6 protein-coding genes are annotated in these 2,528 nt (G+C 43.2%); 5 read left to right on the top strand and 1 reads right to left on the bottom strand.

Annotation, left to right across the window (positions count from 1 at the left end; genetic code table 11):
- Positions 1-114: 114 nt before the first annotated feature.
- From QUB44_RS30480 to QUB44_RS30460, 5 genes are all read left to right on the top strand, one after another.
- A complete protein-coding gene (locus tag QUB44_RS30480; RefSeq protein WP_333373576.1) occupies positions 115-543 on the top strand; it encodes a PepSY domain-containing protein in 429 nt (142 codons plus the stop codon).
- Entirely contained in the window at positions 477-662 is a 186-nt protein-coding gene (locus QUB44_RS30475; protein ID WP_333373584.1) for a PepSY domain-containing protein, read from the top strand. Before QUB44_RS30480 ends, QUB44_RS30475 begins: the two co-directional genes overlap by 67 nt.
- Positions 628-1,062 (top strand): PepSY-associated TM helix domain-containing protein, encoded by a 435-nt coding sequence (locus tag QUB44_RS30470; protein WP_333373581.1) that lies wholly within the window; start codon positions 628-630, stop codon positions 1,060-1,062. Before QUB44_RS30475 ends, QUB44_RS30470 begins: the two co-directional genes overlap by 35 nt.
- A gap of 18 nt (positions 1,063-1,080) precedes the next feature.
- Positions 1,081-1,293 carry a PepSY-associated TM helix domain-containing protein gene (locus QUB44_RS30465; RefSeq protein WP_333373578.1) on the top strand — a complete coding sequence of 71 codons (213 nt, stop codon included), beginning with the start codon at positions 1,081-1,083 and terminating at the stop codon, positions 1,291-1,293.
- 195 nt (positions 1,294-1,488) lie between these two features.
- The gene (locus QUB44_RS30460; RefSeq protein WP_333373573.1) at positions 1,489-1,890 is read left to right on the top strand and encodes an MFS transporter; all 402 of its coding nucleotides are present in this window, start codon (positions 1,489-1,491) and stop codon (positions 1,888-1,890) included.
- Here the strand turns inward: QUB44_RS30460 and QUB44_RS30455 are convergent.
- Complete coding sequence (locus QUB44_RS30455; protein WP_333373571.1) at positions 1,799-2,449, bottom strand: penicillin acylase family protein; 651 nt, start codon at positions 2,447-2,449, stop codon at positions 1,799-1,801. The two genes, QUB44_RS30460 and QUB44_RS30455, sit on opposite strands and share 92 nt — an antisense overlap.
- Positions 2,450-2,528 lie beyond the last annotated feature (79 nt).

The following is a 2,528-nucleotide window of genomic DNA, read 5'->3' as shown; positions in this document are numbered from 1 at the left end:
CTCATCTTTTTTCACAGTTTTACTAGCTTTTTCATTTTAGCCCTTTTTCATATATTTGCAAAAGTGAGATGCACCCGGGGTTGAAACCCCTGTCGGACTATAGTTTTTACCTTAATGAGAACAGTTAACGGCTTTGAGAAAAATTTCGAGATGAAGTTCCGCAAACTCGCATTCAAACTGCACTTGTATTTGGGGTTGGTAGTAGGAATATTTCTAGCAGTAATTGCTTTAACGGGCAGCTTGCTGGTTTTTGGCCCCGAAATCGAGCAGTTCTTCAATCCCCAACTCCTGCAAGTAATTCCTCAAACCGAACGGATACCGCTGGAAAATGTCCTGCAAATTGTCGAAAAAGCTTATCCGCAAAATCAAGATCTTAGTATCTTGCTGCCGCGATCAGCGAAGGATGTTTGCCAAGTCTCAATGCTTTCAAAGAGTGAGGAAATAGTTAGCGTTTATGTCAATACTTACAGTGAAAAATTACGGGTTGGCGCCTTTGGAAAGAAACTTTTACAGGTTTTATTTTTACGTTACACGCGGAATTAGCGGGAGGAGAATTTGGTCATCTTGTTGTCGGCATTTGCGGTATAGTAATGCTAGGACTAACTTTTACGGGCTTAGTATTGTGGACTGGTTGGCGCAATTTGGCTCGCGGACTCTATTAATTGGAAAGCTCACTGGCAGCGGACTGTATTTGATTTACATAACGTTTCTGGCATTGTATCGGTCGCTTTTCTAATACTAATATCCGCTACAGGGACAGCGATAATTTTTTACGCGCCGGTAGAAGCGACTTTGTATTGGCTAACCAATGAAAAGCCACAGCCCGCCTTGGATTCTCATCCCCACTCTAGCAGTTCGAGGCAAAACCTTGATGAAATATTACACCAAGTTAATACCGTTTGGCCGGAAGCTAAAACCACTTTTATTTCTCTGCCTTTGACGCCTGAAGCAATTTTTAAAGTACGGAAAAAAATTCCCAACGATCCACACCCAAACGGGATTAGCACCATTTATCTCGACCAATACAGTGGCGAAATGTTGCAGGCTGACAGTGTAAATTAAGCTTCTGTAGCAAATCGAATTCTCAACTCGCTTTATCCGCTACATATTGGCAGCTATGGCGGAATTTACTTGCGGCTGACACACGCGATCGCAGGATTAGCAGCATTTGTACTGTTTATTACGGGCGTATTGATGTGGCGGCAGCGGCATTTGGCGAAATTTTATCGAAAGGAGGCGAGACAGCAATATGAAGAATTATCTCCATTTCGCCAGCAATGGCCTTGGTTTTAATGAGAGCGGTGTGCGGTTTTATGCGGATGTCAATCGATTTTAGATTTTAGATTTTAGATTTTAGATTTTAGATTTTAGATTGAAGCATTGACCCCACGGATGAATTCGGGGGCTTGTATCCTGGATGCTTTCGGTCATTCTCCTACCTAAAAACCCCTATCCTCTGAATTTTAAACCCTATCAATCGCTTAATTAATGCAAAAATTTATTCAACTCTGGCTCGGACAAGCAGCTTCGATGATTGGCAGCGCTATGTCCGCGTTTGCGCTGACTATTTGGATTTGGGAGTCCACCAGCCAAGTGACGGCTTTGGCTTTGTTGATTTTTTTTATTCAATTGCCGCGCATCTTGCTCGCTCCGGTTGCTGGCATTCTCGTTGATCGCTGGAATCGAAAATTTTTGATGGGGATAGGCGATGCAGTTTCAGCTTTGTTAACGCTCGCTATCCTTTTACTTTATATCAGCCAAAACCTGCAAATATGGCATTTATATGTAGCGGGTGCAGTTAACGAGATTTTTGACCAAATTCAGCAGTTAGCTTACTCAGCAGCCATGGCCACAATGATGCCAGAAAAGAATTACAGCACCAGTATTTAAAATCTCCTTTTTTGCGTATAGGAACTTGACCGTTAAACAAGTGCATGATATGCCCCTCACGATCGGCATACATGACGGTAAACATGGGAATTTCCAAGCGCTTTAAAGCGGTTTCAAATTCAGAAAAATTCTTTGATCGTGCCATATCCCACCACTGCTGAAGGGCTGCTGGTTTATCGAGTCCGACAACGCGCAGGGCGATCGCTTTGCCCTGTTTTTCTGTGAGAATCGGCCCGTGAACAGAACGCCGCACTACTAGAGATTCCGATCGCAAATTCCCATTCTTTTCTTTGACTTTTAAAACCTTCTCTTCCCTGTCAAAATTTCTGATTTTGCCATCGAAGCGATAGCCCTCGTTAGCGAGGGGCAATTCGTAGGCATCCCAGCCATCGTGAGTGTTGACAGTATGAGTCCATCCCAAGTTGTCATTAAAGGCGATCGTTAATACAGGAAATCCGACGAGAGTCGCTCCGTAAGCGTTAATTTCTGGGGCAATCAGTTGCGCTTCGTACCATAAATATAAATCCGACCAAGGAAGGTGAGGATTTGCCAATAGCATGGCAGGGTAAGCTCATCTAATTTGGTATAAATTGTACTTGACTTTAAGGGCAAGATATGAATGAGTATCCAGTCAATAG

This window comes from Microcoleus sp. AT3-D2 (assembly GCF_036705715.1).
In the GTDB taxonomy this organism is placed as follows: Bacteria; Cyanobacteriota; Cyanobacteriia; order Cyanobacteriales; family Microcoleaceae; genus Microcoleus.
This window is presented reverse-complemented; position numbering and strand designations above follow the sequence as displayed.